Below are 23,199 nucleotides of genomic sequence, written 5' to 3'. Positions count from 1 at the left end.
CTTTCATTCAAATTCGTAAGACATAGCGGATAACACGTATAAAGGAGCAGTTTCTGTTCGAAGAATACGGGGTCCAAGTGATACAGGTAAGAACTCGGCATCCCTTAAGGCTTCAGCTTCATCTCTTGAGAGTCCGCCTTCAGGACCAAATAAGACCAGTATCGATTGTCCATGATACACCTTCTTGAGACGGACTGCAATCTTATTTGAAGTTCCTTCTTTCGCTTCTTCTTCATCCGCAAATAGACAAACATCGAAAGATTTCGCTTGCTTCAAAATCTCTTTAAAAGTGAGAGGTTCGGAAATCTCTGGAATGACTGTCCTATGAGATTGTTCAGCAGCTTCCTTGGCAATCTTACGTAGCCTCGTTGTTTTTTTGTCGCCTTTTTTTTCGTCCCATTTTACGATTGAGCGCTCCGCTTGAAAAGGGATGATTCCAGTCATTCCTAGTTCAGTTCCTTTTTGGGCGATTAACTCCAACTTATCCCCTTTAGGTAATCCACACGCTAGTGTAACTTGTACAGGAAGTTCACTCATAGAAGAAGTATTGCCTGTATCTAGTACAGTTACGCCCTCTTCATCGAAACGATGAATCGTTGCAATGTGGCCAACGCCTTCTGAAACACAGCAAATTTTTTCACCTTCGCGCATACGCATCACACGAGTAATATGCTTTTCGTCTTCACCAGTTATCATTGCAAAGCCGTCTTCTCCAAACGGCTGTTCAAGAAAATAGCGTTGCACGTTATTCCCCCCGTTTGCGGGCAACCAATGCAACCCAATCTTCCATTAAAACAGATTCAACGATTTCAAATCCTTTTTGAATGAGGTCTTCTTTTACAAAGTCTTTTTTAGCCCCAATGATACCAGATACGATGAACAACCCATTATCCGCTAATAGCTGAAAAGCGTCTTCAGAGAATGTAACAATCACTTCAGCCAAAATATTAGCAACGATTAAATCTGCAGGCTCTTTTACAGAGTCCAAAAGATTGCCGTGCACGACTTCAACTTTTTCATTACAATTATTTAACGCAATATTCTCTTTTGCAGACCGAACAGCAACTTCATCCAGATCCAACGCGAGTACTCGGTTAGCGTTCAACAAAGTCGCACCAATTGCGAGAACACCTGAGCCTGTTCCTACATCGATGACATAGTCTTCAGGCTTCACATACTTTTCGAGCGCTTGTAAACACATGACCGTAGTTGGATGAGTACCTGTGCCGAATGCCATTCCTGGATCCAATTCAATAATAAGCTCATCAGATTCCACCGGTACATATGTTTCCCAAATTGGAACAATGGTGAAACGGCCTGAAATCTTCACCGGATGATAATACTTTTTCCAAGCAGTCGCCCAGTCTTCTTCATCCACTTCAGTAGTTGTGATCGCTTTCTTACCAGTATCTAAGTTGAATTGTTTTAGTTTATCAATCGATTCACTAATTTCCTGCACCGTTTCTTTTAAGAAACTGCTTGCTGGTAAATAGGCTTTCACTAAAACACCTTCAGAAGGAAAGTCTTGTGGATCCAAGTCATAGATTTCGCCGAACCGATCTTCATGAGTACGTTCCGGTTCTCCTGAATCTTCAATGACTACACCACTTGCTCCTGCCTCATGTAGAATGTTGGCAACTGCCTCAGTCGCTTCATTTGTCGTGTGAATCGCTATTTCAGACCATTTCACGTACGCTCAGTCCCTTCAATCACCTTTAATGGATCGTTTGATTTTATCAAACAGTGAACTTGAATATTCTCCAGGAGCAGCTCCATCGATTGAAGCGAATTCCCGAAGCAGTTCTTTTTGTTTTTCTGTCATTTTCTTAGGTGTCAACAATTTCACAACTACATGTTGGTCCCCTATTCCATGTCCATGAACATTTTGAATCCCTTTTCCGCGTAAACGGAATGTAGTTCCTGATTGGGTACCAGCAGGAATTTTCAAATTCACAGATCCATGAATCGTTGGCACTTCTATTTCATCACCAAGAGCAGCTTGAGGGAATGTCAGCGAGACTTCCAAAAGGATATCATCCGCTTCACGAATGAACTTCTCATGTGCTCGCACACGGAATACGATATACAAGTCACCTGATGGTCCACCATTTACACCAGCTTCCCCTTGACCCGACACGCGCAATTGTTGCCCATCGTCAACACCTGCAGGAATTGTAACCTTGATTTTTTTACGTTTTTTGATTCTGCCGCTACCATGACAAGTTTCACACTTTTCAGGGATAATCTTACCTGTACCTTGACAGACATTACATACTTTTCGATTCACCATTTGACCAAGTGGCGTGTTTTGCGTAACTGAAATTTGACCAGTACCGCCACAATTTGTACATGTTTTCGCTGAAGTACCTTTTTTAGCACCACTTCCATCGCATGTATTACAGACTTCTTCACGTGGTATTTCAATTTCCGTTTCTTTACCGAAAGCAGCTTCCATAAAGTCGATGGTCATTGTATATTGCAGATCGTCTCCTTTACGTGGTGCATTCGGGTCGCGGCGACGTCCTCCGCCACCACCAAAGAACGAACTGAAAATGTCATCGAATCCAAATCCATCTCCACCACCGCCAAAGCCACTGAATCCGCCTCCGCCAAAACCTTGGTTCGGATCTGCATGGCCATACTGGTCATAAGAAGCGCGCTTATTTTCATCACTTAGGACTTCAAAAGCCTCTGTAACTTCTTTAAACTTTTCTTCCGCCCCTTTTTCTTTGTTCAAATCTGGGTGGAACTGTTTGGAAAGTTTACGATAAGCTTTCCGTATCTCTTCTTTTGTAGCCGTTTTCGCCACTCCAAGTACTTCGTAATAATCTCGTTTGCTCATTCATCTACACTCCCGAAACTCATTTAGCGTTGTGTGCATTGTAACACTTTTTGAGTAAGTTTGGTAACAAACGAAAAAGCCAAAGCCGGAATATCGGACTTTGACTTTTCCGTCAATCAGTTATTGATTTAGTTTTTCTTGTCATCTTCTACTTCAGAGAAATCAGCGTCTACAACACCATCATCTGTACCCGTTGTGTTTTCGCCTTGAGCGTTCGCTTCAGCTTGTGCTTGCTCATACATTTTCATAGTCATTTGTTGTACAACCGCTTCAAGAGCATCTTTCTTTTCTTTCATCTCTTCGAGGTTATTCGCTTCGATTGCAGCTTTCAAAGCATCTTTCGCTTCTTCAACGCTCTTCACTTCTTCTTCAGACACTTTGCCTTCCAAGTCTTTCAACGTCTTCTCAGACATGAATACGAGTTGGTCTGCTTCGTTACGAAGGTCTGCTTCTTCTTTTTGCTTCTTATCCTCTTCAGCGTGAGCTTCTGCGTCTTTTACCATGCGATCGATTTCATCGTCAGAAAGACCTGAACTAGACTGAATTGTAATATTTTGTTCTTTTTGTGTCCCCATATCCTTAGCTTTAACTGTAACAATACCGTTTTTGTCAATATCGAATGTTACTTCGATTTGAGGTACACCACGTGGAGCTGGTGGGATATCTGTCAATTGGAAACGTCCAAGTGTTTTGTTGTCAGTTGCCATCGCACGCTCACCTTGAAGGACGTGGATGTCTACAGCTGGCTGGTTATCAGCAGCAGTTGAGAACACTTGTGATTTACTTGTTGGAATCGTTGTATTTCGGTCAATTAGTTTTGTGAATACGCTACCCATTGTTTCAATACCAAGAGATAATGGAGTGACGTCAAGCAATACTACGTCTTTAACGTCTCCTGTAAGAATTGAACCTTGTACAGCAGCACCCATTGCTACTACTTCGTCTGGGTTAACGCCTTTGAATGGTTCTTTTCCAGTTTCCTTTTTGATTGCTTCTTGTACTGCTGGAATTCGAGTAGAACCACCAACCAAGATAACGCGATCTAGATCTGATGGTGAAAGATCCGCGTCTTTAATCGCTTGTCGAGTTGGAATCATAGAACGTTCTACTAGTGAAGCCGTGAGTTCGTCAAACTTAGTACGAGACATCGAAACTTCCAAGTGAAGTGGTCCAGCTTCTCCTGCTGTGATGAAAGGTAGTGAAATTTGTGTGTTTGTAACACCTGACAAATCTTTTTTCGCTTTTTCCGCAGCGTCTTTTAAACGTTGCATTGCCATCTTGTCTTTAGAGAGGTCAATACCGTTTTCTTTACGGAATTCCTGCACTAGGTATTCGATAATCACATCGTCGAAATCATCTCCACCTAGTTTGTTATCTCCAGCTGTTGAACGTACTTGGAATACGCCATCACCAAGTTCAAGGATGGAAACGTCGAACGTACCTCCACCAAGGTCATAAACTAGAATTGTTTGGTCCTCATCCGTTTTATCCAACCCATATGCAAGTGCTGCTGCCGTTGGCTCGTTGATAATACGCTCGACCTCAAGTCCAGCAATTTTACCAGCGTCTTTTGTTGCTTGACGTTGTGCGTCGTTAAAGTAAGCAGGAACAGTAACTACTGCTTTCGTTACTTTTTCACCAAGATATTCTTCTGCATAACCTTTCATATATTGAAGAATCATTGCCGAAATCTCTTGTGGTGAATATTCTTTGTCTTCCACTTTTTCTTTGTAATCTGTACCCATGTGACGTTTAACGGACATGATTGTGTTCGGATTTGTAATCGATTGACGTTTAGCAACTTCACCGATTTGTCGTTCTCCATTTTTAAACGCAACAACTGAAGGAGTTGTACGGTTGCCTTCCGGATTCGGAATAACTTTTGCCTCTCCTCCTTCATATACTGCCACTACTGAGTTTGTTGTTCCTAAGTCAATACCGATAATTTTACTCATGTCTAAATTCCTCCTAATTTTGGTTCATCAAAGTTTTTAGTAGAATAGTTATTCGTTCACTTTAACCATTGCAGGGCGAAGTACACGATCTTTCAACGTATACCCTTTCTGCAATACTTCAAGCACCGATCCCGATGGGAAATTCTCATCTGAATCTGTCATGACGGCTTGATGGTAATTCGGATCGAATTCGATACCAGCTGCTTCAATCTCAGTTAATCCTGATGACTTCAAGGCTTCTTCCAAACTACGGTATACCATTTCCATTCCAGTAAGTAATGACTTGGCATCGTCGCTTTCTACTTTAACAGAAAGTCCACGCTCGAAGTTATCCAATACCGGTACAAGGTTTGTCAATACCTCTTGTGAACGGTACTTTTGCAATGCTTCTTTATCTAGCGTAGCTCTTCTGCGAGCATTATCCAAATCCGCTAAAACTCGTAAGCGTCTGTTCTCTTCGTCCTGCAGCTTTGCCTTCAGTTCTTCGATTTCAGCATCTTTTAGTTCTTCTTCTGTTAGTGTCACTTGTTCTTCCACTTCAACTGCTTCATCTTGAACTGTATCAGCAGTTACTGCTTCATCCTGTTGTTCAGAAATTTCAGTTTCCATCTCTTCAGATGTTTGGCCTTTTTCTGTCATGATTCGTTCCTCCTATCTGTTCTTCCCTCAATCGTGAGTCTTGCAAGTGCAGTAGAAAGATCATCACTTAAAATATCTAGCAATGTAATCACTCTGCCATAATCCATACGTTTCGGCCCAATGATTGCAATCGAGCCAGTCATATCCGTACCAACTGCATAGGCCGTCGTTATGACACTAAAATCATCTAATGTTTGCTCATTATTTTCTGAACCGATACGTACTTGGATGCCTGCGAGATCATTTTTGAACAATGTGAGCGGCATTCCATGCTCAATTGCTTCTAAAAACGTCTTAACTTTTTGAACATCATTAAATTCTGGTTGTTTCATCATGTTCATCTGACCGCTGTAAAATAGGCGTTCCTCTGTTTTACCTGCCATGGCGTCTTGAATGGAAGTAAGAATTGTACCCGCATTTTTGACATGCCGTTCAAACAACAGTTTCGATTCTGTCGCTAGTTTACGCGGAATTTCAGAGAGCGGAGTTCCAACAAGTCGCTCATTCAAGAGATTGACCATTTTCTCAATATCTGAAGGCGATAATCCGTCAGTTGCATCGAATACATGATTCTCTACTCTGCCGCTATTCGTTACCATAATGGCAACTGCTTTCGATTCTGATAAGGGAACTATTGAAAACCGTTTTACTTTATGAGCCGTTGTATCTGGCCCTAGTAAGACAGTTGTATAGTTCGTCAGTTCCGAGAGAATAGATGCTGAATTCCTGATGAGTACTTCCGCTTCCAGGACTTTTTCCTGAAAGATTGAACGTAATTGAAGGTTGTCCTCCATTTTTAGCTTTTGAGGTGTCAGCAAGTGGTCGACGTAAAATCGATATCCTTTTTCAGAAGGAACCCTTCCGGAAGATGTATGGGTTTTCTCAAGAAATCCCATTTCTTCAAGATCCGCCATCTCATTTCGGATGGTCGCCGGACTAAAAGGAGCTTCCTCCTTTTTGGAAAGTTGCCGGGAGCCCACTGGCTGAGCGGATTCGATGAAGTCGTTAACCGTCAGTTGCAAGATTAGCAATTGCCTGTTTGTCAACATAATCATCACTCCTGTTAGCACTCCTTTTAAACGAGTGCTAATACTACTCATAATTTATCAAATGACAAAGATAGTGTCAAACATTTGAGTCTTGTTTCATCCAAGAAATTGTTGAAAGGCTTCGTTTCCTTTAAAAATTCCGTTTCGCGTTAGGCGGATTCGCTTCTCATGGAGTTCAAGTAAATCTTTTTGTATGAGATTCTGGATGACTGTACCGTACTTTTCATCCATTGGAATTCCGAATTTTTCAGCGAAGTGTTGGATAGAAACTCCTTTTGTTTTTCGAAGTCCGAGAAACATTTCTTCTTCCATGCTTTCTTGAAGAGTCACTGTATTCTCTTCTTTTCTCGGCAACGCACCAGTTTCCACATGATCCATGTACCGTTTTAGCGGTGCGATGTTTGCATAACGAACACCATTAAGATAGCCATGAGCTCCTGCCCCGATTCCAGCATATTCATCGTTTTCCCAATAGATCATGTTGTGAATTGACTCACTGCCAGGAATTGCAAAGTTACTGATTTCATACTGTGCTCTTCCTGCGCGCTCCATCCTATCGATAAGTTCAGCAAACATAACCGTCTCTTCATCTTCCCCTGGTAACGGAAGTCGTCCTTTATTCATCAAGTTATAAAAAACTGTCTTAGGTTCAACGATTAGCGAGTACCCCGAGTAATGTGGTAGCTCAAGCGCAAGTGCTTGGTCTAGCGTATCTTTCCATTGAGCTTGTGTTTGTCCTGGCAACGCATAAATCATATCAATGCTGATGTTTTCAAAACCTGCGCGTCGGGCGTTGTTGACAACGTCAATTGCTTGCTTAGGACTGTGAGAACGCCCAATTTTTTTCAGTAGGTCCGCATCAAATGATTGAACTCCTAAACTTAACCGTTTCATGTGACCATTTTTTAACACATTCAGTTTATCCATGGTTAACTCATCGGGATTTGCTTCTGTTGAAAATTCCGATAAAGCATCGACATTTATATAGCTATGCACAATTTCAAGGAGTCGCTCTAGCTGTTTTGCTGTTAACGCAGTTGGAGTTCCACCTCCAAAGAAAACAGTTTCAACTTTTGTGAAATCGGCTCCGCTTTGTTTTAATAACGACAATTCTTTATCTATCGTCTCAATGTATTCGTCCACTGGTTGGTTCTCAAAAAACACTTTGTTAAAATCACAATAGTGGCAGATTTGGTGGCAGAATGGGATGTGGATGTAAATACCTCTCATTAGTTGCTTTCCCTCCTGTAAACGCCAAACAGAGGGCTATATGCCCTCTGCTCATGCAGCTTATTCCAATTACTCTTCGTCCATACGTAGTACTGCCATGAAAGCTTCTTGTGGCACTTCTACAGATCCTACTTGTTTCATCTTCTTCTTACCTTCTTTTTGCTTTTCAAGAAGTTTTCTTTTACGTGAAATATCTCCACCATAACATTTCGCAAGTACATTTTTACCCATTGACTTAATCGTTGACCGTGCAATGATTTTCTGTCCGATTGCAGCTTGTACTGGAACTTCGAATTGCTGACGCGGGATCAAGGATCTCAACTTCTCAACAATCGCTTTCCCACGATCGTATGCGAAATCACGATGAACGATAAAGCTAAGCGCATCGACAGTCTCGCCATTCAATAAGATGTCCATCTTATTGAGTTTGGATTTCTTATAACCGATTAATTCATAATCTAAGGATGCATATCCTTTAGTACCCGATTTTAACTGATCAAAGAAGTCATAAACAATCTCCGCTAGTGGTAGTTCATACAAAATGTTAACACGGGAAGAATCCATATAGTCCATTGTAAGGAAATTACCTCGTTTTTTCTGACAAAGCTCCATAACAGCACCAACATAATCGTTTGGCACCATGATAGATGCTTTAACGTAAGGCTCTTCCACGTATTCCGTTTTTTGTGCATCCGGCATCATTGACGGATTGTCGACTTTCATTTCACTACCATCCGTCAAGACGACATTGTAAATTACGCTTGGTGCCGTTGTGATTAAGTCGATATTGAATTCTCTCTCAATCCGTTCTTGAATGATTTCCATGTGGAGAAGCCCTAAGAAGCCACAACGATATCCGAAACCGAGAGCTTGAGAAGTTTCCGCTTCGTATTCCAAAGCAGAGTCGTTAAGTTCAAGCTTCTCGAGCGCTTCTCTTAAATCATTATACTTGGAAGTATCTATCGGATATAAGCCGCAGAATACCATTGGATTCATCTTACGGTACCCTTCCAATGCCTCCTCAGCAGGGTTTTCAGCAAGTGTTATCGTATCTCCAACGCGCGTATCCCCTACTGTTTTAATAGCAGCTGACAAATAACCAACATCCCCAACTGTCAATTCATCCCGTGGTGAGATTTTTGGAGTGAAAACACCCAGATCGACAACTTCAAATTCTTTCCCAGTTGCCATCATGCGAATTGTATCTCCTGGTTTAACGGTGCCTTCCATGATTCGGATGTTAACGATGACACCTTTGTACTGATCATAATGGGAGTCGAATATCAATGCCTTTAGTGGGGCACTTGGATCTCCTGTTGGAGCCGGAACTTTTTCAACGATTTGTTCCAAGATTTCTTCAATCCCGATTCCTGCTTTTGCTGATGCCAAGACTGCTTCTGATGCATCGATGCCGATTACATTTTCGATTTCGTCTTTCACACGCTCTGGATCCGCCGCTGGCAGGTCAATCTTATTGATTACAGGTAAGATTTCAAGATCATTATCTAACGCTAAGTAAACGTTTGCTAAGGTTTGTGCTTCAATTCCCTGTGCTGCATCCACTACGAGTATCGCACCCTCGCACGCTGCAAGACTTCGAGACACCTCGTACGTGAAATCGACGTGCCCTGGAGTATCGATTAAATGGAACGTGTACTCTTCACCACTCTTTGCAGTATAAGAAATCTGTACTGCATTCAATTTAATCGTGATCCCACGTTCCCTTTCGAGATCCATTGAATCCAACGTTTGTGATTTCATTTCACGAGCAGTAATGGTTTCGGTTTTTTCAAGTATTCGATCTGCGAGCGTAGATTTCCCGTGATCGATATGAGCTATAATTGAAAAGTTGCGTATATTTTTCTGTCGGTCTAATTTCTGTTGATGATTCATCATAATTCTCACTCCTAATTCGGCTAGTATGAATTATAGCAGAAACCGAGCAGGGGTGTTACACATTTCCTTTTTACTATAGATTAAATGTGTTTTTCTTTTCAAACAAAAAAAGAGAAGCAGTATCCGCTCCTCCTTTCTTCAAACACTGAGTCTGGTAACTCACTATTTTTTACTTCCTCTTATTCTTCCGCAAATATTGAAGCGGCCGCTTCGGCAATGACAGCAACCGTTCGATTTAGTTCCTCTTCATTATTCCCGATGCCACCAAGTTCCACTAAAACGAATCCCGGATGAAGATCCTGATTGTACTTACCATCCACTCCCGGTCCACCTTTTACAATAATATTACGCGTAATGCCAGGTACCCGAGCTTCCATTTCTTTATTCAACCGCTTCGCTACTTCATAATTTTGGGTATAATTCTTATGTTCTTTCCCGATGACAAATGCTACTTTTGCATACCTCTCCCCATCCACAGAAACCGTTGTTTTGTCCGCACCCAAGGCATCCCGATGTATATCCAATACTATGTCATAGGTTTTATCTGCGAGCGTTTGTTGCAAATAGGGACGAATTGTTTTGTAGGAACGGTGGTATGGAATACTCTTTTTTGCCATTACTTTTTGAATATCCACTGGTAACAAGTCAGCTTCCACACCGTATGCAGCAAACTGCAGTTGCAGTTTATCTCCCAGTTTTGTGATGTTTTCTGTTTTGTGAGAGACAGCAACTTTTCCATTTGCAGCGAGTGTGATTGGCTCATACGCTTCTTCAGAATGCGTAAAATGGATTAATACCTTCTTGTCGCTTGATGGTTTAGGTGCTTCCAATACATTGGATGCGTAAACAATGTATGCTTTTTGTTTTAGCATCACTGAGGAACTGTCCGATTGTTTTGCGGGAAGCAATTGGAGCAAGATTGGAAATAGAAATAAGATGAATACAGCTAGAGTCCAGATTTTTAGTGTCTTTTTCAACAGTCATCCCCCCGTCTCAGCTACTATATGCGGGGGGAAGCCCATCAAGAACTCTGTTTTACACTCCGTATCCAAGATTCAAGGGAATTCGATAATGCTAACGAATAATGTTGCACCCAGCTATCAATTTCTTTAGGTGAGATGAACGTCTTCAACTGATGATTCGACAGAACTTCTTCAAATAATTGAACGCGCTCTTCGTGTGGCCAAGATGCCCAGTCCCCAAATACAGGAATTAAACTTTTTCGATCTGCATTTTTGGTATCAGAATGGAGCCACGGCGTGACAGAAAGCCTCGAAGAAGGTTTGCTTTCTTCCTCAATTTTAGCCGCCATATATCCAAATAACGTGTCAATTGCATCCGCAATCAGCACGGGACCATCTACCACGGTTGGGATTCCGATTGCTACAACTGGAATTCCCAATGATTCCTGAGACACTTCTTTACGGCTATTACCCACACCTGAGCCTGGGTGAATCCCGGTATCGGTAAGTTGAATCGTCCTACACAACCTCGAACTATCACGTGCAGCAAGTGCATCAATGACAATGAGTAAATCCGGATTCACGACGTCGACAACCGCTTTAATGAAGTCAGCTGTCTCTAAACCCGTTTGAATCGTAACTCCGGGTGAATACACATATACATCTGCTCCCTCATCTTTATAGTAATCCGGAACAACTGTGTTGAGCCGCTCCATTGTGAGCGGGCCTACTGCATCTGGTGTCACATCCTTGTTTCCAAGTCCGATAAACAAAATCTTACTATCTTCCTTGAGATTTAAAGGTTCAGTCAATTTTTTTAGTTGTTGCGTCATCGATTTTGCTAATTTCGTTAATCCAACGTTATCATCTGCATGTAACAGTGGATCTGTTAATGTAATATATGTTCCTTTTTTCTTCCCAATTCGTTTTTCGCCTTCTTCATCCACAACAACGGTCGTCAGGATTGTTCTTCCCTTTTTGTCTTCAGTGAACAGAATACCCGCTGACTCATCAAGTTTTTCTTTTTCCTCGGAAGTTTGGTGTCTCACCATTTCTTCACTCTCAACGACTAAATCCGTCCTGTAAAAGTCGTAGTTTTCCATGACCATCACCTCTATTATAAGTGTGTACGCGATAGTTACTTTTTATGCTTTGTTGTTTTTTTGACAGGAGATTCCCCATGTGTGCGTTTTGTTGTTGCATAAACGGTGTGAATTTGATAAAATTATTTTTGTTATAAAGAGATATCCGAGAGATCGTGGAAACACTCTTCTTACCTGATTTCTGGAGGTGAATGAAATGCCAAACATTAAAGGTGCAATCAAACGCGTTAAGCAAAGCAACGCGATTAATGAACAAAACTCACGCACAAAGTCTGCAATGCGTTCTGCTTTGCGTAAAGCTGATGTTGCAATTGACAACAAAGCTGACAATGCAGAGGAATTGAAGCGCGCTGCTATTAAATCATTGGACACTGCTGCCGGTAAAGGCCTTATCCATAAAAACACAGCTGCACGTCAAAAAGCACGTCTTACAAAAAAAGCTTTGTAATTTTTAAAGCTGTCCGTCAATGACGGACAGCTTTTTTTGTTACAACTTTTCCATGAAAAAGAGTTCGAGGACCCTTTCACGGCTACCAGATGTGGATTTTAGTTTCAAATCGATAGAAGCTAGCTTATCCAAAACCCGCAACAACCGTTGTTCCGAAGGACTATTTCGATTATTCATAACTAATTTCACACGATATGGATGTACATTAAGGGTGCTGGCGATTTGTTGTTGATGGTACCCTTTTCTTTTAAGGGTTCCTACGTGTAACATCAGTCGAACTTGTCCAGCGATTAACGAAGTCATCGCAATCGGTTCTTCTCCACTTCTCAACAAATCATGATATACCGCTAATGTTTGTGCGCGATTTCCAGAAATATACGTATCCGTTAACCTGAAAATCTCTGTTTCAGGGGACCTGGGTACTAAGAGATCGATAACTTCTTCTGTCACATTCCCCGATTCCTCTAAAAAAGCTGCGATTTTTTCAAGTTCCTTAGAAAGCTGCATCATATTTTCACCTGTTGTTTCAACAAGGTAGTCAGCTATTCCACGGTCCATACTAATTCCAAACGAAGTCGCATTTTGTTGTACCCAAACCGTTAGGTCACTTCCAGTCAACTTATTCGCTTCAATGACCACGGCTTTGGACATCATCTTTTTTGTGATTTTTTTCCGAGTGTCCAACTTCTCGTAAGGTGCGGTAAAAATCACTGTAGCTGTTGGAGAGGGATTTTCCAGCCATGCCTCAAATTGGTCTATGGGGTGCTCGATTTTCTCTTTCCCACGTTCCTTAGCCTTTAAGAATGACGCATTTTTAGCGACAATCACTTTTCGATCTTGTAAGAAAGGTAGCGTATCCGCCTCTTCAATGACTCGATCGACTGATGTTTCCTCCAAATCGAAATACATGACGTCTTGTTGCTCTATGCCAGGCGTTCCAGAAATAATTTTAGACAAAGTTTGTTGTAACAAATACAACTCTGTACCTGTGAGTAAGTAAATTGGTTGTTCAGGATTTTTCCCAATTTCTTTCCACGCTGCTGATACCATTTTCATTCACCTCATTCACTACTTCTAAGTATACATGACAGATGTTGTGTATGGAGAATTTGTGACAAATTGAAACGCAATTGCCATATCTCCGTTTTACTATGGATTTTTAAGTCCCTTTGTTCTATACTTGAAGTTGAATCAGGAGGTGTAGCAATGAACGAATTCGAAAAGGACGTCCAGTCCAAACGTAATGATCTTCTTGACTCAGGTGTTGGCTTCATTGTATCTTTCGTAGGTTTCTCTTTAATTTGGGTAATTGCTACGATTGTCGAAGTCGCTGCGCGCTGATCAGACAATAGTCAAACTAGGGAAAGACTCCACTACTCGGAGTCTTTCTTTTTTATCTTGTAATAGATGGTTTCAATACGTCCCCGTCCATCTGTAAGATGATCGTTCCATGCTCTGCTGTTGAAAATAACTTCACTTTTTGTTCGAAGAGTCGCTCAATTACTTCGTCATGTGGGTGTCCATACCGATTACGACGGCCAACCGAAATCACTGCCATTTCCGGTTGTAAGAAATTTAAGAAATCTTGAGTAGTCGATGTTTTGCTTCCGTGATGACCAACTTTCAAAATAAGCGGGGAAAGTTCTGTTTGGCCGTATTTATTAATGAGTTTGCGTTCTCCCTCCATTTCTAAATCACCGGTGAACAACAAGTATCCAAATTCATTTTTCATCAGTAATACGAGTGAACTGTCATTATGTGAGTACTTTTCATCGAATGGCGATACATACGTAAATTCTGTTTGAGCAGTCTTCCACCCTTCCCCCGCCTGCATGGTTGCGATGCGAGTATTTCCACGCTTCGCTTCTCTTAATAATGGAATCATATTCTTTTCTGTCAAACTTCCAACCGGAGCATGTACTTCCTTTACCCTTAGTTCTTGGAGTACTTCATCCGCACCTTCCATATGATCGTCATGCGCGTGGGAAATGATCAACTTATCAATCGTATGAATCCCTTTCCCTTTTAAATACGGAACGACAATTTGCCTACCTACTTCAAACTGGTTATCTGGAGTTTTCCATGTAGGAGGACCAATAGATACTGTTCCACCAGCATCAATAACATATACCCCTTTTCTATACCCTAGTTCGATGACTATACTATCTCCTTGACCCACATCCAAAAAAGAAATATACGTAGTCGGATCTAAATACGGTTTGACTTGGAAAAGTAGAGCCGGAATGAGAACAATGATAAGTGCTATCAGCTTCCTATTCCATCGTTCAATCACTATAAAGGCACAGGCTATACTTACAATCATCCATACTAACCATACTGCGCTCGGCTTACCGGCAGTCCACACTTGGCAAGGTAAACCTGCCAACCAACTAGTTACGGTTGCGATGGAATTACGGAAAGGTTCATATATGAAAAACAGTGGTGCAGCAACTGTTTGGGAAAGTAACGAAACGATGAGTAGAACAATGTTACTTGGAAGAATTACAAGTGAGTATAAAGGAACGTATACTAAATTCACGAGGAAGGATGAAAGTGATAACTCATAGAAGTGAACCAATAAAATGGGTGCAAGCGCAAGTTGTGTTATCGCGGTCACACTGGCAGAAATTATAAGAACCGATTGTTGCTTCTGTAAATAACGCGCTGAATATAGCAACGAGAAGGCAGCCATGTAAGATAACTGAAATCCAGGTTGAAACAAAACATATGGCTTTAGAAATATAAAACCTAATGCACTCAACGCCAACGCATCGTCCATTTTCAATTTCAACTTTCCGGATGCTGATAATAGCAACAGCATCGTAACGGATACTGCACGCCATACAGAAGGTGCACCCCCTGCCAATAGCGCATAGCAAGGCAACAGGAATAGTAGTAGGGTATCAGTCGTCTCGATCCTCAGTCGCATTCGTTTGGCTACTATGCGCAGCATGACCGTTAATAAACCGACATGAAGTCCTGAGATTGCAAACAAATGGGTAATTCCTAAGGTTCTATATTCGGAGGATAGTTCAGTGTCCATGCCACTCCTATCGCCAATTAATAATGCCTCGGCTTCGATTTGCAAAGAAGCGGGAAACGTGTTTTGGATATGCGTTTTAACTGCAGTACGCCTCTCTGTTAACCGAGTCGAAGGTCGAATTACTTTTCCGTGTAAAGTCATTTCCGTTGCTCGAAATAGATAGGTAGCACCATTCATTCGAAGGTATGTGGCCATATCAAATGAAAACTCATGGGCTGGTGGTTCAGGTAGCTCAAGTGTACCTTGCACAGAAATTCTCCTACCTGATAAAGGGGTTTCCAGTAAACGATTTTTTTCTTCTTCACTTTCAATGGTGTACGTAACGTAATAAGGGGTGCCCTCTGAATCTTTCGCAAAACCTTTTAATTTACCTCCGTCAATTTTGACGGTATCACTCCATTGCATAGAGCGTATTATTGTCTCCTCGGTCTGTTTCGGCGTGTGTGTAGATAGATAATTTAGGAAGTAGCAATAGGAAATTGAACTTACTGCAAGCAGAATAATTAAATTGGGGATATCTTTTTTACTTGTCAATATAAGGGGAAGTAGAAGAAGGTTAAGCCATAACAATTCAGTAATACCGTATGCAGCCATAGCTGATACGGCTACCGAAATTGTCCAGTACATCAAGCGGGTTCTAGGAACTAATTTCCAAATAATTCTTGTGCACGTTCCGAAAAACTTTTCAGGTCGTCTTCAGGAACATTGGATTGTTGCATCGAGTTCAACATATCGTTAAACAATTTCTCTTTTGAAGCTTTCTCAAAATCTATGGTACGCCCATCAAATGGAATATGCTCTACATCAATACCTGCATGTTTAAACAATTCAATTGCATAATCATTATTGCGGTAATCCGTGCCGTAGTAGACCTTAGAAATACCCGCTTGTATAATTGCCTTTGAGCATTGCAAACATGGAAAATGTGTCACATACAACGTAGAGCCCGCAGCCGGAATTCCATACTTCCCACATTGTAACAGGGCGTTCATTTCTGCGTGGATTGTGCGAATGCAATGATTGTCAACGACGTAGCATCCTTTGTCAATGCAATGATCTCCTCCAGAAACCGAGCCGTTATAACCACCAGCGATGATTCGATTATCTCGGACAATGACCGCCCCTACTGCTAACCGTGTACATGTACTCCGGACAGCAAGCAGGCTGCATTGCGCCATAAAAAATTGTTCCCATGTAATTCTATCCATATGGTCGCCTCCAAACTTTTACTACATTCTTCATAATCCTTTAATTAACAGTTATTAAATCGGACAGCGCATCAAAGGTCTTTTGTCCGATACCTGAAATATCTTTTAACTCTTCGATTGTTTGAAAAGCACCTTGTTCAGTTCGGTATTTCACAATTGCAGACGCTTTAGCAGGACCAATTCCTGTAAGCGTCATCAATTCGGTCTCATCAGCAGTATTAATATTGACCAATGCGGTATCCGGCTCGTCCATTTCGTCTGAACCACTAGTCGAATTTTCAAAAACTGGAGGTTCTTCTCCGATAAGCGGAACGTAAATCACTGCTTCATCCGTTAATCGCTGTGCATGATTCAACAGTCGACTGTCTGCGTCAGATGTGTATCCACCCGCAGCTGTAATAGCATCAATCAGACGTTGCCCTTCTTGTAACGTGTATACGTTAGGATGAATAACTGCACCCTTCACATCTACAATAATCAGTTCAGGTGTTTGAGGTGCAGGATCAGCAACCAGGTCAATCTTCTCATTTACAGGAGTCCCTTCAAGTGGAGTTTCAGAAGTTACCTCAAGTGAATCGTACAAACTTTTATCAGGAAGATGCTCGCCATCTCTTTGTTCTCGGGGAAAGAACAAAAATACTGAGATGACCGCCGCTATTGCAAGAGGAGTGGTGACTTTCCGCCATTTCCCAAAGATTAGTTTAGAAAACAGAGTTAGTCATCCTTTCTAAAAGTTGCTAGCTAATGGAGACCTCTCTACTATAACGCATCCGTTCATGAAGCGGTACTGTTATTTACGGACTTGAAAAAATATTCTCTCACTTTCTACTGCCGGTGCTTCATCGGACCAATCTGCAAAAATTCGTTCTACAGAGAAACCTGTTTGCTCAAGTAATTCAACGTATTTCATGATTGGAAAAGTCCGTTGGTAATGAACTTCGTCAAAACGAGTATACCGACCATCTTCTTCACGCACAAAAAAAGCAAGGTTTGAATGGACAGAATGAGGTTCTTCTCCTTCTTCAGTTTCCCATATGTATGAAATAGTATTGCTAACATACGTAAATGGACTCTCCATGAATAGCTCATCCGTTTTGAACGTTGAATGCACATCAAACAGTAATAATCCACCTGGAAGAAGCGCATCGTGGATTCCTTTAAACGTTTGACTCACTTCAAGTTCATCTTCTAAATAATTCAATGAATCAATTGGAATTACCGCAGCATCATATTGGCCAGGCACATTCAAATGCTGCATTGCTTGTTGTGAAAATTCCATAGATGGAAAACGCTCGTTCGCGCGAGATGCAGCAACAGCAAGCATTTCTTCCGATAGATCAATTCCCGTGACGTCCGCTCCTTTTTCAGCAAGTAGAACGGAAAGAAACCCGGTGCCGCAAGCGACATCCAGGATCTTTTTACCTGATAAACCATGTAGCGCTGTATCGACTAAGTCAACGTATGCTGGATATGGAATATCTAACATCAGCTCATCGTATACAGACGCAAATTGAGCATACATCATTGAACGGAGTCTTCTCCAATTTCAATCATTGGTGCATCGCCCCAAAGTCTTTCCAAGTTATAGAAACCACGCTCATCCTTATGGAAAATATGAGCGACAACGTCTCCTAGGTCAACGAGAACCCATCGACCTGATTCCATACCTTCGATACGTTTCACCTCATAGTTTTCTTCAGAAGCTTTGTCAGCAATTTCGCGAGCAATCGCTTGAACTTGACGTTCGGAATTTGCATGACAGATCACAAACTGATCTGCTATCAAAGATACGCCTTCCATATTGAGGACGACAATGTCTTCTGCACGTTTATCGTCTGCTGCTTTAAATGTTACTTCTAATAATGTTGGCATTGTTTCACTTCCCTTTCACTTCACAAAATAATTGTAGCACTCAATGGAGTCTGGGTATACTGGGACCTGTTTTCCAATTAAGTGTGTAACGCTGTGTATAATACATGTACGCATCGCTTGTTTTAACGGACCTTCTGCACTTAGCCGTAATTCCTCTACACCAGGATAGTTTCTTCCAGGCTCGATCATGTCTGCAATATATATAATCATTTCTAATTTCGACATCGCAGCTCTGCCAGTCGTATGAAAACGAATCGCATTTAGAATGTCTTCATCTTGAACTTTGAATTCCTCAAGAGCAATGATAGCACCCGCTGGAGCATGCCAAAGCTCTTTATGAAATTCAAAAACCAATGGGCCTACACCCTTTGCGAGTAAAAGCTTACGCATTTCTTCTGCATCCATAAACTTGGCAACATCATGAAGCAGTGCAGCAGTTTCTGCAGCTTCTATTGACTCGCCATGCATCCGGGCAAGGGATTTAGCTGTTTCCGTTACTCGTAGGACGTGCTGAAAACGCTGAAGGGGCATCCGTTGCTGCAATTCCTGAATGAGGTTACCAGGCTCCATATAAGCCCTCCTGACGAATGTAGCGATCTACAGATTTCGGTACGAGATACGCAGTTGTTTTATGCTGTGCATATTTAGCCCTAAGGAGAGTCGAGGACATATCAATCAAAGGTGAATCAATATATCGAATCGGATAATCAGTAATGCTCACAGTGCCCGGTCTTCTAACACCAACAAAATGAACCATCTTGACCAACTCGTCAATCTTGTACCACGTATGCAAAGAATCGATCATATCTCCCCCGATAATAAAATAAAACATTGTATCAGGTTCCTTAGCGAGCAATCTCTGCATCGTATTGAACGTATAAGAAACGCCTCCAAAATGCACTTCCTCATCACAAGTGCTGAGGTACTCATTTCCTGTCACCGCTAACGTTGCCATTTCAAGACGTTGAATAGGGGTAGCAGTATCGGAAAGCTGCTTATGTGGAGGGATTGCTGTTGGCATCAGTCTTACTTCATCCAATTCAAGGGCTTCGCGAACTTCACTCGCCATTATGAGATGCCCGATATGGGGTGGGTTAAAAGTACCGCCAAGAATACCGATTTTCCGCATTCCGCCACTCCTTATGGTAATACAATCTTTTTCTTTTCTGTCGATTCCTTGTAAAGAACAATCGTTTTACCGATAATTTGTACAACTTCCAAACCGGGTTGTTCAGAAAGTACTTCAGCAATTTCCTCTTTGTCTTGTTCACAGTTTTGTAGAACAGACACTTTGATAAGTTCTCTCGCTTCAAGCGCTTCCTCAATTTGTTTTATAATTGCGTCCGTCAACCCACTTTTACCGATTTGAAAAATAGGTTGTAAGTGATGTGCTTCACTACGTAAGAAACTCTTTTGTTTACTTGTTAACATGTTAATCCTCCAATTGTTGTGTTAGTCGTTTCATCATTCCAACAGTGTCTGGGCGAATGCCTGTCCATTCCTCAAAAGCGAGTGCTCCTTGGTGGACAAACATACCTATCCCATTTGCTGTTTCCGCTCCTTTGTTGCGAGCAGTTGCTAAAAATTCGGTTTCAAGAGGATTATAAATAATATCAATGGCTGCAGTCCCCGGTTTCACATTAGAAGGATCTAGAGGCATTCCCTCAGAGGAAAATACCATTCCAACAGAAGTGGTTTGTATAATGATGCCAAAACGGGCAAGCTGCTTTTCCGCTTCAGCAATCGTTAAATAAGTTGAATTGGCTAATCGTTTACTTATTTCGGCAGCATTTTTTAATGTCCGATTGGTAAAGGTAATCGTGCCATATCCAGCGCTACGTAATGCAAAGGCGATTCCCTTCGCCGCCCCTCCGGCACCTATAATTAAAATCTCATCTCTTTTCCGCCCACTACCGTACTTTTCTTCTAATGCCCTGACGAATCCACTTCCGTCTGTATTAGATCCAACTAGCCATCCGTTTTCCCCGGTTACTACCGTATTAACTGCTGCCATATGAGAGGCAGCCTCATCAACACTTCCTAGGAAAGGGAGTATATCACTTTTATGTGGAACCGTCACATTCCAACCACTACATCCTAATAATTGTAGACTTGTAATTACAGAAGGTAGCTCCTCGGTTTTCGCATGGACAGGAATATAGGTAGCATCAATACCGTTCTCCTTAAACCAGTGATCATGCATACCGGGTGACATCGATTGTGCAATTGGATCTCCAATGACTGCAAACCATTTTTTCACATTGAGTCCCCCTCTGTTAGATTAATGACGGGCGTAAGACCACGTCTACACCACGAGGTGCATGAACAGCAACCAATACATTTGCATGCTGAACTGTAATCCAACCTAGACCCGAAATGACTATGTCCGTCTTTGCTTTTTTAATTGAAAACTCATGACGAACTAATTTAGGGAAACGTTCTAGCGATTCTGGCCCAGGCGGTGAGAGCATGTCTCCGAGATGTGTTTCATATAACGCCTCCGCATTTTCAAGCTTCGTCCTGTGAAGCGGAAGTGCATTTGAAGCGTGTACGTTAAATGAAGAACGCTCTCCCTTTATAAAGTCAAATCGAGCTAAACCACCAACGAAAAGTGTTTGTTCTGCATTCAATTGGAAAATCTTTGGCTTGATTTCCTTTTTGGGAGTGATCGCTTTTAGTTCGCTCGGATCTAAATAATGTGCCATTTGATGATTGTTAATGATTCCAGGAGTATCATAAATTGCTTTGCCGTCATCCAAAGGAATCTCAACAAGATCTAACGTGGTTCCTGGAAAATGTGAAGTTGTAATGACTTCTCCTGTTCCTGTAGCTTGCTTAATGATTCGGTTTATAAAAGTCGACTTTCCAACGTTTGTGCAACCTACCACATATACGTCTTGACCTTTACGTAATTCATCAATTCGTTCGAGCGCTTCAGGAACGCCTTGTCCTTTAACCGCAGAAACCAGCATGACTTCAACAGGTTTTAGTCCAAGTTTGGCAGATTGCTCTTTCATCCAGTTAATCAGTTTGTTACGATTCACCGATTTTGGCAATACGTCTGCCTTGTTTCCGATCAACACAATATCTTTTTTACCGACAAAGCGTTGTAAACCATGAATCCAGCTGCCATTAAAGTCAAAGATGTCCACAACGAGGACAACAAGACCTTTTCGATCCCCGATACCATTTAAAATAGCGAGAAAGTCATCCCCAGATAATGAAACTGGCTGCAACTCATTATAGTTTCTTAAACGGAAACAACGCTGACAAATTACCTCTTCCTTTTCAAGCGAAGCGGGTGGTGCATATCCTTCTTTTTTGGGGTTTTCTGTTTGAATGCCAATACCGCATCCAATGCAAGTGAGTTCCAAATCTATTCCTCCCACGAAATCATTCCTTTTCGTTTCAACGTTTTCAAAATACGACGTTCCAATTGACGATTGAATTTTGTCATGAAACCATCAGAACTTGCCACTGGAACAACGAGAATCGTTTGTAGTCCGAACCTGTTGCCTCCAAGGATGTCGGTCATTACCTGATCTCCAATCATCACGACTTCCTCTTTTTGCAGTCCCATCTGGTCGAGCGCTTTCCTGAACGCCCTTGAAAGTGGTTTCCTCGCTGAAAAGATGAAAGGCGTTTCAATTGGCTCACTGAAAGCTTTTACACGCAGCTCATTATTATTCGATAAAATCGTTACTTGCAGACCGGCATCCTGCATTTCTTTTATCCATGTAGCAATTTCGGGTGTTGCATCCGGTCGATCCCAAGCGACCAATGTATTGTCGAGATCAGTAATAATTCCTTTGATGCCTCTATTTATAAAATCAGTAGGTGAAAGTTGATAAACATCCTTTACATATTGATCCGGCAAGAAATAACTGTACATCCTATCCACTCCATTACTGTGCTAATTCGCACTTATTATACCATACCTAAGCGATAATACTTGCAGACCAAACTAAGGCAGTCATGCTTGTAAAAACTGCCTGTCCGCCAAAATCAGCGGTGATACGCCATCTTTTACCCGCATAGGATGTCAGACAACGACAGAGGAGGTGGTTCATTTGAGCGGCTTTGTTATGGCGCTAGTACAATTTTGGCTCGAGATTCCTGCAGTTTTAGGGTACATCCGAGGGCAGGCATTTAAACGCCCACTCTCAAAAGAGGAAGAAGCCGAATGTCTCGAACGTCTAGCACAAGGAGATGAAGACGCCCGTGATGAACTGATCGAGCGCAATATGAGGCTCGTTGCACACATTGTTAAGAAGTTCCATCCTAAACACGAACAGCTTGACGACTACATTTCAATCGGAACAATTGGCCTCATGAAAGCAATTGCAAGCTTCACTCCAGATCGTAAAACCAAGCTTGCAACGTACGCAGCACGATGTATTGAGAATGAAATATTAATGTTTCTAAGAACACAGAAAAAGACTCAAAAAGATATCTCTTTGAACGAACCCATTGGCACAGATAGTGAGGGGCAATCATTAGAAATAGCAGATTTACTCCAAACAGACGAAGAATCTCCCCACGATCATGCCGAAATGAATGAACGAAAAGAACGGCTTTACCGACATCTTCATAATTTGGAAGGTCGAGAACTTGAAATCATCCAAAAACGTTTTGGTCTTCTAAACGACCAACCAATGACACAAAAAGAAATTGCAGATGAACTACAAATTTCAAGAAGTTATGTGTCTAGAATTGAAAAAAGAGCAATTGTCAAGTTGTATCAGTTGTTCAAACGTGAACAAGACTCCAAGTAACCTTGGATTTCAAATTAAAAAACGTCTCCAGCATTCGTACCCTCGCTGGAGACGTCTACACTGATTATCTTCAATCAGCTTTCACTTCAAAATAGATCACGCCTGTAAGAGCAGCTGTGACAATAAATGCACCCAACATTAGAAATAACATACGAGTTCCTCCTCGCTCCATGAATT

General features: G+C 41.7%; 25 protein-coding genes. 3 read left to right on the top strand and 22 right to left on the bottom strand.

Going from position 1 to position 23,199, the window contains the following annotated elements:
* Positions 1-3: 3 nt before the first annotated feature.
* The 10 genes from M3197_RS05585 to gpr all read right to left on the bottom strand — a co-directional run bounded on the left by M3197_RS05585 (position 4) and on the right by gpr (position 11,676).
* Entirely contained in the window at positions 4-744 is a 741-nt protein-coding gene (locus M3197_RS05585) for a 16S rRNA (uracil(1498)-N(3))-methyltransferase (protein ID WP_251659434.1), read from the bottom strand.
* A 1-nt stretch (position 745) separates the two neighbouring features.
* Positions 746-1,690, bottom strand: coding sequence for a 50S ribosomal protein L11 methyltransferase (gene prmA, locus M3197_RS05580; RefSeq protein WP_251659433.1), 945 nt, complete (start codon positions 1,688-1,690; stop codon positions 746-748).
* A 15-nt stretch (positions 1,691-1,705) separates the two neighbouring features.
* A complete protein-coding gene (gene dnaJ / locus M3197_RS05575) occupies positions 1,706-2,842 on the bottom strand; it encodes a molecular chaperone DnaJ (protein ID WP_251659432.1) in 1,137 nt (378 codons plus the stop codon).
* A gap of 128 nt (positions 2,843-2,970) precedes the next feature.
* Entirely contained in the window at positions 2,971-4,797 is a 1,827-nt protein-coding gene (gene dnaK, locus M3197_RS05570) for a molecular chaperone DnaK (RefSeq protein ID WP_251659431.1), read from the bottom strand.
* A gap of 48 nt (positions 4,798-4,845) precedes the next feature.
* Entirely contained in the window at positions 4,846-5,436 is a 591-nt protein-coding gene (grpE, locus tag M3197_RS05565) for a nucleotide exchange factor GrpE (RefSeq protein ID WP_251659430.1), read from the bottom strand.
* The gene (gene hrcA, locus M3197_RS05560; RefSeq protein WP_251660113.1) at positions 5,433-6,485 is read right to left on the bottom strand and encodes a heat-inducible transcriptional repressor HrcA; all 1,053 of its coding nucleotides are present in this window, start codon (positions 6,483-6,485) and stop codon (positions 5,433-5,435) included. Before hrcA ends, grpE begins: the two co-directional genes overlap by 4 nt.
* Before the next feature lie 96 nt (positions 6,486-6,581).
* Entirely contained in the window at positions 6,582-7,715 is a 1,134-nt protein-coding gene (gene hemW / locus M3197_RS05555) for a radical SAM family heme chaperone HemW (protein WP_251659429.1), read from the bottom strand.
* Positions 7,716-7,784: 69 nt separating this feature from the next.
* Positions 7,785-9,608, bottom strand: a complete 1,824-nt coding sequence (gene lepA / locus M3197_RS05550; RefSeq protein WP_432813980.1) for a translation elongation factor 4 — start codon at positions 9,606-9,608, stop codon at positions 7,785-7,787.
* Between the two features lie 182 nt (positions 9,609-9,790).
* Entirely contained in the window at positions 9,791-10,588 is a 798-nt protein-coding gene (spoIIP, locus tag M3197_RS05545; RefSeq protein WP_251659427.1) for a stage II sporulation protein P, read from the bottom strand.
* A 44-nt stretch (positions 10,589-10,632) separates the two neighbouring features.
* On the bottom strand, positions 10,633-11,676 hold the full coding sequence (gene gpr, locus M3197_RS05540) for a GPR endopeptidase (RefSeq protein WP_251659426.1): 1,044 nt from the start codon (positions 11,674-11,676) through the stop codon (positions 10,633-10,635).
* Positions 11,677-11,872: 196 nt separating this feature from the next.
* On the opposite strand from gpr, the gene rpsT reads away from it, so the two are divergent.
* Positions 11,873-12,124 carry a 30S ribosomal protein S20 gene (gene rpsT, locus M3197_RS05535; RefSeq protein ID WP_025784807.1) on the top strand — a complete coding sequence of 84 codons (252 nt, stop codon included), beginning with the start codon at positions 11,873-11,875 and terminating at the stop codon, positions 12,122-12,124.
* A gap of 39 nt (positions 12,125-12,163) precedes the next feature.
* On the opposite strand, the gene holA is transcribed toward rpsT, so the two are convergent.
* Positions 12,164-13,174, bottom strand: a complete 1,011-nt coding sequence (gene holA, locus M3197_RS05530) for a DNA polymerase III subunit delta (protein ID WP_251659425.1) — start codon at positions 13,172-13,174, stop codon at positions 12,164-12,166.
* Between the two features lie 156 nt (positions 13,175-13,330).
* On the opposite strand from holA, the gene M3197_RS05525 reads away from it, so the two are divergent.
* Positions 13,331-13,465 carry a YqzM family protein gene (locus M3197_RS05525; RefSeq protein ID WP_025784809.1) on the top strand — a complete coding sequence of 45 codons (135 nt, stop codon included), beginning with the start codon at positions 13,331-13,333 and terminating at the stop codon, positions 13,463-13,465.
* A 52-nt stretch (positions 13,466-13,517) separates the two neighbouring features.
* Here M3197_RS05525 and M3197_RS05520 read toward each other — a convergent pair whose 3' ends face one another.
* The 11 genes from M3197_RS05520 to M3197_RS05470 all read right to left on the bottom strand — a co-directional run bounded on the left by M3197_RS05520 (position 13,518) and on the right by M3197_RS05470 (position 22,139).
* Positions 13,518-15,794: a DNA internalization-related competence protein ComEC/Rec2 gene (locus tag M3197_RS05520; protein ID WP_251659424.1), complete on the bottom strand. Its 2,277-nt coding sequence runs from the start codon at positions 15,792-15,794 to the stop codon at positions 13,518-13,520.
* Between the two features lie 17 nt (positions 15,795-15,811).
* Positions 15,812-16,375, bottom strand: a complete 564-nt coding sequence (locus M3197_RS05515) for a ComE operon protein 2 (RefSeq protein ID WP_251659423.1) — start codon at positions 16,373-16,375, stop codon at positions 15,812-15,814.
* A 40-nt stretch (positions 16,376-16,415) separates the two neighbouring features.
* On the bottom strand, positions 16,416-17,009 hold the full coding sequence (locus M3197_RS05510) for a helix-hairpin-helix domain-containing protein (protein WP_251659422.1): 594 nt from the start codon (positions 17,007-17,009) through the stop codon (positions 16,416-16,418).
* Positions 17,010-17,165: 156 nt separating this feature from the next.
* Positions 17,166-17,900 (bottom strand): class I SAM-dependent DNA methyltransferase, encoded by a 735-nt coding sequence (locus M3197_RS05505; protein WP_251659419.1) that lies wholly within the window; start codon positions 17,898-17,900, stop codon positions 17,166-17,168.
* Complete coding sequence (gene rsfS, locus M3197_RS05500) at positions 17,897-18,247, bottom strand: ribosome silencing factor (protein WP_251659417.1); 351 nt, start codon at positions 18,245-18,247, stop codon at positions 17,897-17,899. Before rsfS ends, M3197_RS05505 begins: the two co-directional genes overlap by 4 nt.
* Positions 18,248-18,262: 15 nt before the next feature.
* Entirely contained in the window at positions 18,263-18,817 is a 555-nt protein-coding gene (yqeK, locus tag M3197_RS05495) for a bis(5'-nucleosyl)-tetraphosphatase (symmetrical) YqeK (protein ID WP_251659415.1), read from the bottom strand.
* Positions 18,804-19,376 (bottom strand): nicotinate-nucleotide adenylyltransferase, encoded by a 573-nt coding sequence (locus M3197_RS05490; RefSeq protein WP_251659413.1) that lies wholly within the window; start codon positions 19,374-19,376, stop codon positions 18,804-18,806. The genes yqeK and M3197_RS05490 overlap by 14 nt, the downstream gene beginning before the upstream one ends.
* An 11-nt stretch (positions 19,377-19,387) precedes the next feature.
* Complete coding sequence (gene yhbY / locus M3197_RS05485; protein WP_251659411.1) at positions 19,388-19,678, bottom strand: ribosome assembly RNA-binding protein YhbY; 291 nt, start codon at positions 19,676-19,678, stop codon at positions 19,388-19,390.
* A 1-nt stretch (position 19,679) separates the two neighbouring features.
* On the bottom strand, positions 19,680-20,507 hold the full coding sequence (gene aroE, locus M3197_RS05480; protein ID WP_251659403.1) for a shikimate dehydrogenase: 828 nt from the start codon (positions 20,505-20,507) through the stop codon (positions 19,680-19,682).
* Positions 20,508-20,523: 16 nt separating this feature from the next.
* Positions 20,524-21,627 carry a ribosome biogenesis GTPase YqeH gene (gene yqeH / locus M3197_RS05475; protein WP_251660111.1) on the bottom strand — a complete coding sequence of 368 codons (1,104 nt, stop codon included), beginning with the start codon at positions 21,625-21,627 and terminating at the stop codon, positions 20,524-20,526.
* On the bottom strand, positions 21,624-22,139 hold the full coding sequence (locus tag M3197_RS05470; RefSeq protein ID WP_251659401.1) for a YqeG family HAD IIIA-type phosphatase: 516 nt from the start codon (positions 22,137-22,139) through the stop codon (positions 21,624-21,626). Before M3197_RS05470 ends, yqeH begins: the two co-directional genes overlap by 4 nt.
* A gap of 178 nt (positions 22,140-22,317) precedes the next feature.
* Between M3197_RS05470 and sigK the strand changes: the two genes are divergently transcribed.
* The gene (gene sigK, locus M3197_RS05465) at positions 22,318-23,022 is read left to right on the top strand and encodes an RNA polymerase sporulation sigma factor SigK (RefSeq protein WP_251659399.1); all 705 of its coding nucleotides are present in this window, start codon (positions 22,318-22,320) and stop codon (positions 23,020-23,022) included.
* The last annotated feature ends 177 nt before the right edge of the window (positions 23,023-23,199 follow it).

Source organism: Sporosarcina aquimarina (genome assembly GCF_023715615.1).
Classification (GTDB): domain Bacteria; phylum Bacillota; class Bacilli; order Bacillales_A; family Planococcaceae; genus Sporosarcina; species Sporosarcina aquimarina_A.
Note: the sequence above shows the minus strand (reverse complement) of the source record. Positions and strands in the feature narration are given on the sequence as shown.

Bases quoted from the DNA above. Each gene is read 5' to 3' on its own strand.
- M3197_RS05515 (WP_251659423.1), bottom strand. From the start codon at position 16,375: ATGGATAGAATTACATGGGAACAATTTTTTATGGCGCAATGCAGCCTG.
- yhbY (WP_251659411.1), bottom strand. From the start codon at position 19,678: ATGTTAACAAGTAAACAAAAGAGTTTCTTACGTAGTGAAGCACATCAC.
- M3197_RS05470 (WP_251659401.1), bottom strand. From the start codon at position 22,139: ATGTACAGTTATTTCTTGCCGGATCAATATGTAAAGGATGTTTATCAA.
- hemW (WP_251659429.1), bottom strand. From the start codon at position 7,715: ATGAGAGGTATTTACATCCACATCCCATTCTGCCACCAAATCTGCCAC.
- grpE (WP_251659430.1), bottom strand. From the start codon at position 5,436: ATGACAGAAAAAGGCCAAACATCTGAAGAGATGGAAACTGAAATTTCT.
- M3197_RS05520 (WP_251659424.1), bottom strand. From the start codon at position 15,794: ATGTACTGGACAATTTCGGTAGCCGTATCAGCTATGGCTGCATACGGT.
- M3197_RS05490 (WP_251659413.1), bottom strand. From the start codon at position 19,376: ATGCGGAAAATCGGTATTCTTGGCGGTACTTTTAACCCACCCCATATC.
- dnaK (WP_251659431.1), bottom strand. From the start codon at position 4,797: ATGAGTAAAATTATCGGTATTGACTTAGGAACAACAAACTCAGTAGTG.
- M3197_RS05505 (WP_251659419.1), bottom strand. From the start codon at position 17,900: ATGATGTATGCTCAATTTGCGTCTGTATACGATGAGCTGATGTTAGAT.
- dnaJ (WP_251659432.1), bottom strand. From the start codon at position 2,842: ATGAGCAAACGAGATTATTACGAAGTACTTGGAGTGGCGAAAACGGCT.
- hrcA (WP_251660113.1), bottom strand. From the start codon at position 6,485: ATGTTGACAAACAGGCAATTGCTAATCTTGCAACTGACGGTTAACGAC.
- yqeK (WP_251659415.1), bottom strand. From the start codon at position 18,817: ATGGAGCCTGGTAACCTCATTCAGGAATTGCAGCAACGGATGCCCCTT.
- rsfS (WP_251659417.1), bottom strand. From the start codon at position 18,247: ATGCCAACATTATTAGAAGTAACATTTAAAGCAGCAGACGATAAACGT.
- M3197_RS05525 (WP_025784809.1), top strand. From the start codon at position 13,331: ATGAACGAATTCGAAAAGGACGTCCAGTCCAAACGTAATGATCTTCTT.
- lepA (WP_432813980.1), bottom strand. From the start codon at position 9,608: ATGAATCATCAACAGAAATTAGACCGACAGAAAAATATACGCAACTTT.
- holA (WP_251659425.1), bottom strand. From the start codon at position 13,174: ATGGTATCAGCAGCGTGGAAAGAAATTGGGAAAAATCCTGAACAACCA.
- gpr (WP_251659426.1), bottom strand. From the start codon at position 11,676: ATGGAAAACTACGACTTTTACAGGACGGATTTAGTCGTTGAGAGTGAA.
- rpsT (WP_025784807.1), top strand. From the start codon at position 11,873: ATGCCAAACATTAAAGGTGCAATCAAACGCGTTAAGCAAAGCAACGCG.